The organism is Bacillota bacterium (genome assembly GCA_012837285.1).
In the GTDB taxonomy this organism is placed as follows: Bacteria; Bacillota; DTU030; order DUMP01; family DUMP01; genus DUNI01.
Map to the genome: position 1 here is coordinate 1 of DURJ01000115.1, position 5,958 is coordinate 5,958.

7 protein-coding genes are annotated in these 5,958 nt (G+C 55.5%); all 7 read left to right on the forward strand.

Annotation, left to right across the window (positions count from 1 at the left end; translation table 11 throughout):
* The first annotated feature begins 137 nt into the window (after positions 1–137).
* The 7 genes from acpS to GX016_06465 all read left to right on the forward strand — a co-directional run bounded on the left by acpS (position 138) and on the right by GX016_06465 (position 5,726).
* The gene (acpS, locus tag GX016_06435; protein HHT71195.1) at positions 138–515 is read left to right on the forward strand and encodes a holo-ACP synthase; all 378 of its coding nucleotides are present in this window, start codon (positions 138–140) and stop codon (positions 513–515) included.
* Between the two features lie 47 nt (positions 516–562).
* The gene (locus tag GX016_06440) at positions 563–2,161 is read left to right on the forward strand and encodes an NAD(P)H-hydrate dehydratase (protein ID HHT71196.1); all 1,599 of its coding nucleotides are present in this window, start codon (positions 563–565) and stop codon (positions 2,159–2,161) included.
* 111 nt (positions 2,162–2,272) lie between these two features.
* Positions 2,273–2,536 (forward strand): ribbon-helix-helix protein, CopG family, encoded by a 264-nt coding sequence (locus GX016_06445; protein HHT71197.1) that lies wholly within the window; start codon positions 2,273–2,275, stop codon positions 2,534–2,536.
* 3 nt (positions 2,537–2,539) lie between these two features.
* A complete protein-coding gene (locus tag GX016_06450; protein ID HHT71198.1) occupies positions 2,540–2,890 on the forward strand; it encodes a type II toxin-antitoxin system PemK/MazF family toxin in 351 nt (116 codons plus the stop codon).
* 52 nt (positions 2,891–2,942) lie between these two features.
* Complete coding sequence (locus GX016_06455) at positions 2,943–3,806, forward strand: Asp23/Gls24 family envelope stress response protein (protein ID HHT71199.1); 864 nt, start codon at positions 2,943–2,945, stop codon at positions 3,804–3,806.
* A 96-nt stretch (positions 3,807–3,902) separates the two neighbouring features.
* On the forward strand, positions 3,903–4,985 hold the full coding sequence (locus GX016_06460) for a histidinol-phosphate transaminase (protein ID HHT71200.1): 1,083 nt from the start codon (positions 3,903–3,905) through the stop codon (positions 4,983–4,985).
* Positions 4,986–5,222: 237 nt separating this feature from the next.
* On the forward strand, positions 5,223–5,726 hold the full coding sequence (locus GX016_06465; protein ID HHT71201.1) for a folate family ECF transporter S component: 504 nt from the start codon (positions 5,223–5,225) through the stop codon (positions 5,724–5,726).
* The last annotated feature ends 232 nt before the right edge of the window (positions 5,727–5,958 follow it).

A 5,958-nucleotide genomic window follows, 5' to 3' on the forward strand; every position in this document is an offset into this window, starting at 1 on the left:
AACATGGATTTGCTGAACGATTCGCCACCGAACCAGTAAAATCCTGCTTACCTGGGCCAGAACTTCTTTGGTTGGTGCCGGGCAATCTGCTATAATGGGAACAAGTGGACAGCCGGATAGGGGTGGGGACGGTGGCAGTGTGTGGCTGCGGCATCGACTTGGTGGAGATTGATCGGATTAGATTGGCACTGAAGCGGTTTGGCCCTCGGTTCTTGGAGCGGATATTTACTCCGGCTGAGCAGGCCTATTGCCTAGCTCGGAACAAGCCGGAGGAATCGTTGGCAGCCCGGTTTGCCGCTAAAGAGGCGGTGGCGAAAGCGTTAGGGTTGGGGCTGGGCCAGTTTTGCTGGCCGGATATCGAGATCGTGCGCTCGGGTAACCACCGGCCAAAGGTAAAGCTGACCGGGAGCGCCTTAGCTCGGGCCCAGGCCCTTGGGGTTGAGCGGGTGCTGATTTCTTTGTCTCATACCCACCACCAGGCAGTGGCCCAAGCCATTGCCGTGGTTGAATCTTAACACCGGCGCTTTGCGCCGGTGGACAAAGCGGGTAAGGGGTGAGTCTTGTGCGTCTGGTAACGGCAAAGGAGATGCGAGCGGCAGACAAGTATACGATTGAGGAGCTGGGAATACCCAGCCTTGTTCTAATGGAGGAAGCCGGTCGCCAAGTGGCAGAGCTCTGTCTGAGGCTTCTGCAGGAGGGACAGGGCCGGGGACGGGTTTTTGTCTGGGCCGGCCGGGGCAATAACGGCGGCGATGGTTTTGTGGTGGCGCGCCGCTTGGGACTGGCCGGCTACCATACCGAAGTGTTCTTAGTTTGTCCTGACCCGGAGCAGATAACAGGGCCGGCCCGACAAAATCTGGACATCTTGCGGCGCCTGAACATAGCCGTAAACCAAGCCTGGACCGAAGAAGAGATCGCCGCTGCCACTAAGGTGGCTGCCTCCGGCGATCTCCAGGTGGATGCTCTTTTGGGCACCGGTACCAGAGGGGCTCTAACCGGGCCCATGGCTGAGGCGGTGGGGGCCATGAACCGGGCGGCGGTGCCCATTGTGGCCATTGACCTCCCTTCCGGGCTCCAGGCAGACACCGGGGAGATCTTAGGGCCGGGGGTGCGGGCCAGTTATACGGTGACCATCGGGCGGACGAAACCGGGACTCGTTACTTACCCGGGAGCGGAGTATGTGGGCCAGCTTCAGATAGCTGACATTGGTATCCCTCCCGAGGCTTATGATCGAAGACAGCCGGAAACGTTCTTAGTGGAAAGGCCGGAGGTGACGGCGATAGTACCTGTGTGGCCGCCTACGGTCCATAAAGGGGAGCGGGGCCGAGTATTTATTGCCGGCGGCTCGCCGGGGCTTACCGGCGCAGCTTGTCTGGCCAGCCAGGCGGCCCTTCGGGCCGGGGCCGGGTTGGTGACCCTGGGTGTACCGGAGAGCTTACATTATCTAATGGAAATCAAACTCACCGAAGTCATGACAACCCCGTTGCCGGAAGCGGATAACAGCACTTTCGGTCGTGGCGCGGCGGAGATAATTCTAGAGCGAGCCGGGCAGGCTGACGCTTTGGCCATCGGGCCCGGTCTAGGGCAGGGTGAGGAACTGCCGCGTCTTCTGGCTCAGGTGGTGCGGGAAGTAGCCGTTCCCACGGTGATCGATGCCGACGGCCTTAATGCGCTGGCCGGGCAAACCGATGTCTTAGCTGACAAAGGAGCCCCGATTATCCTGACTCCCCATCCAGGGGAGTTGGCCCGATTATGCGAGAGCACTGTGGCCGAGGTTCAGGCTCACCGACTGCCGTTGGCCCGTGAACTGGCCCAAGAATGGGGCGTGGTACTGGTGCTCAAAGGGGCTCGTACCGTGGTGGCAACCCCGGAGGGGGTCTGCTATCTAAACTCCACCGGCGGTCCGGCTCTGGCCACCGGCGGCAGCGGCGATGTTCTTACCGGTATCATCGCCAGTTTCTTAGCTCAGGGCTTAACCCCGACTGAGGCCGCTGTGGCCGGGACTTTTGTGCACGGATTAGCCGGGGATAGGGCCGGACAGCAAGTAGGAGGGGACGGGGGCGTTGTGGCCGGGGATCTTGTCAGTGCTCTACCGGGGGTATTGACTACAGTGGCCCCTGCGGTCATGGGCCCGGCTGGTACGAAATACCAGCGGGTTTGAACGGCTTGGGTTCGTTGACACCTATAGCTTGGGCGTATATAATTAAGCCATGGCTGTGTCTATACTGCGCTCTATACGGAGGTGCTGTCGGTGAGCGAGCTCAGGCGGATTATGATCACAGTGCCGGATACGCTTTTGCAGGAGGTGGACGGCATGGTGGCCCTGGAGAAGGGGAGAAGCCGCAGCGAGTTTGTGCGCGAGGCATTGCACCGATTTCTAGAGGATCGTAAGCGTCGGGAGTTTCGGGACCGGATGAAAACCGGTTACCTAGAGATGGCCAGGATCAATTTACAGCTAGCTGAGGAAGGCCTCTCCACAGAGGAGGATGTCGATGAAATGGTACAGACCTATCTCACTGCATCGGAAGGTGAGTGAAGGGTGATCATTGAACGCGGGGATATCTTTTATGCCGATTTGCGCCCTGTGGTAGGGTCGGAGCAAGGTGGGATCCGGCCCGTTTTAATCCTCCAGAATGATATCGGTAACCGGTACAGCCCCACCACCATTGTAGCGGCGATTACGTCTCAGATTAATAAAGCCCATTTACCCACCCATGTGGAACTGAAAGCGGAAGAATTCGGGTTAGAACGGGATTCGGTTATTTTGCTGGAACAGATTCGAACCATAGACAAAAAACGGCTGCGAAGCCGGATCGGACGGTTGGAAGGGGACATAGTGGACCGAATCAACCGGGGACTCTTGATCAGCCTGGGGCTCACCGAGCTCTGATACATACATAACCGAACGGACAAACAACGGCCAATGGGGCGGGAGAAAGACCATGGAGGTATATGCGTTAATCGGATCTTCGGGCACCGGGAAAAGCCACCACGCTCAAGCGGTAGCTTTTCGGGAAGGGATTAATATTATTTTGGATGATGGCCTGTTGATTCAAGGCAGCAGGATCATAGCTGGGCGTTCGGCCAAACGGGAGCCCACCAAGTTACAGGCCGTACGCCGAGCTATTTTTATGGATCCGGCGCACGCCGAGGCGGTGAAGGCCAAGCTGGCGGAGATAGCGCCGGAGCGTTTGTTGGTGATTACCACTTCAAACCGGATGTTTGAGCGCATTGCCGAACGGTTGGAGCTGCCGCAGCCCACCAAGATCATTGCGATCGAAAAAGTGGCTAGCCCGAGAGAAATCGCTCAGGCCAAACAAGCTCGTGAGCGTGAAGGTAAGCATGTGATCCCGGTGCCGGCCATCGAAGTAAAACGCAATCTACCGGGCATATTGGTGGATCCGCTAAAATATGTGTTTCCGCGCACCGAACAGGGGAGGCCGCAGCGGCGAGGAGAAAAGAGTATAGTGCGCCCTACTTTCAGTTACATCGGCCGCTTGGCTATTGGGGAGGGGGCTCTTCAAACCATGGCCCGGGAGTTGGTAAAAGCAGTGCCGGGGGTGGAGAGAGTCATTCGGATCGGAGTGCAAGAGGAAAAGTATGACATGAAACTGGATATTGATATAGCTGTGGACGGCCCGGTGTATATACCCGCAGTCCTGACTGCAGTCCAAAGTGCAGTTAAGGAAGGACTGGAAGAAATGACCGGGCTGGTGGTGCGGAAAGTGAATGTTGTGGCCCGTACGTTGGTATTTAAGGCAGCGGCTGCAGATTCAGTTGTGCGGGAAGAAGTGGATAGTTGGTGAATTTTTTGCTAAATAGCCAAGAATATATTATAATGATTGTAGGTTTACTTTACCAAATTTTGAGGGGAGGCTGCATTTGTGGGCGGACGAGAGAAGCTGTTTCGCAAGGGGATTGCCGATATCAAGGCGTATGTGCCGGGGAAGCCGATGGAGGACGTCATGCGGGAGTTTGGTTTAACGGAAGTAGTTAAGCTGGCGTCCAACGAAAACCCGCTCGGCCCTTCGCCCAAGGCGGTGGAGGCTATAAGGGCAGCATTGGATAGCCTTAACATCTATCCTGACGGAGCCTGTTTAGCCTTAACCCAGAAGTTGGCGGCGAAACTAAACGTGGATCCAGACGGGATTATCTTTGCCAATGGCGAGGATAACATCATTACTCTCATTTCTAAAACGTTCCTCAACGAGGGCGAAGAGATGATAATGGCTGATCCCAGTTTCTCCAGCTTCGAAATCAGCGCCCGCGCCATGGGAGCAAAGGTTATCATGGTACCGGTGCGGCCAGATTTCACCACGGATCTGAATGCAATTCTAGCGGCGGTAACAGAAAAGACTAAATTAATTTATCTATGTAATCCTAACAATCCTACTGGGACCATCAGTACGAGCACTGAAGTGGAGAAGTTTTTGGACAAGTTGCCCGACCATGTGGTGCTGATTTTCGACGAGGCGTACAAAGAATTTGTCGATGATCCTGATTATCCGGAAGGGCTGGATTATGTGCGCGCTGGCCGCAACGTCTTGGTGAGCCGGACTTTCTCTAAGGTTTATGGCTTGGCCGGTATCCGGATAGGATATGCCATCGGCCATCCGGAACTTATCGGTGGCATGAAACGCATCCGGGAAGCCTTTGCCACCAACCGGCTGGCTCAGATCGGGGCCATGGCTGCTTTAGATGATGATGAGTTTTTGGAGCAGGTAACCGCTGTCAATAGAGAGGGCCGGGAGTATTTGTACCAAGAGTTCGAGCGCATGGAACTGCCCTATGTGAAGAGTCAGGCCAACTTTATGTTGGTGGATACCAAGAAGGATATCAGGCAAGTATTCGTGGATTTGCAGCGGGAGGGTGTAATTATCCGTCCGGCTTTTATCTGGAACTTGCCTACCTGGGCTCGGGTTACAGTGGGAACCAAGGAACAAAACAAGAAGTTCATCGCGGCGCTGGAAAAGGTATTGGCATAAGCGACTAAGGGGAAACATAAGTAAAATAGGCGACGGCAGAGTAGGCATCATGCGTTAAGTGCCAAAGGATGGGACGTGGCCTTTGGACGAAGGGAACTGCCCGCGTTATGGTGTCGCGTTCGCTGCCACATCAAAAGGATCCCTTCCTGATGGTGTGGCGATCTCTGGCCACGGCCAACAGGGAGGGAGGTGAAGACTGTGCGTAGCGAAGCGCAACGGCTTGTTTACCTGGCTGTTATGACCGCCCTTAGTGTGGTACTCACCCGCGTAGCCGGCTTTCGGGTAGCCATTGGCGGGATTGAAGGTATCAGGATCGGTTTGGGACCACTGCCTCTAATCATGTCCGGAGTGCTCTGGGGCCCAGCAGCCGGGTTTTTTGTCGGCGCAGTGGCCGACATTGTGGGCTATGTAATCAGCCCTATGGGTGCTTACCTGCCCCAGATTACACTTACCACTGCCCTTGCCGGAGCGTTGCCGGCCCTAGTGCTGAAACTCACCGGCTATTCTGAGCGGCCCGGGATCGGGAAGTTGGCTGGGGCAATTTTTGTCGGCCAGCTAATTACGTCTTTGATTTTAGTTCCCTATTTCCTTTACACCCTGGTGGGTATGTTATGGCGGCCGCTTTTTGTTCCTCGACTCCTGGCGTTTCTCATTCATGTTCCCACCTATACTTTCTTGATTCATTACCTTGTGAATCGAACCCCTGTATTTACTAGGCTGGCTAAGGAGCGTCAAGGGTAAGGACGGATAGTCACCGGGATATGAGTAAGAGACGACAATTGCCGCTACGAGGCTGTTCCCGCTTCAGGGACCGGCCTCTTGTTTTATGTGTGCAGTGTTTAAAGTAGGGATTTGTCGATGCTGGGTGAAAACGCACAGAAGGATTCTGCTACCAGTATATGGAAGTAAGCGGCACCAAGGGCAGGCAGAGGTGGTAGGCGATGTTAATGCTGGGTAGAGGGTGTACAGCCGC

Excerpts from the sequence above, each read along its gene's own strand:
- GX016_06455 (HHT71199.1), top strand. The coding sequence starts at position 2,943 with ATGGAGGTATATGCGTTAATCGGATCTTCGGGCACCGGGAAAAGCCAC.
- GX016_06465 (HHT71201.1), top strand. The coding sequence starts at position 5,223 with ATGACCGCCCTTAGTGTGGTACTCACCCGCGTAGCCGGCTTTCGGGTA.
- GX016_06445 (HHT71197.1), top strand. The coding sequence starts at position 2,273 with ATGATCACAGTGCCGGATACGCTTTTGCAGGAGGTGGACGGCATGGTG.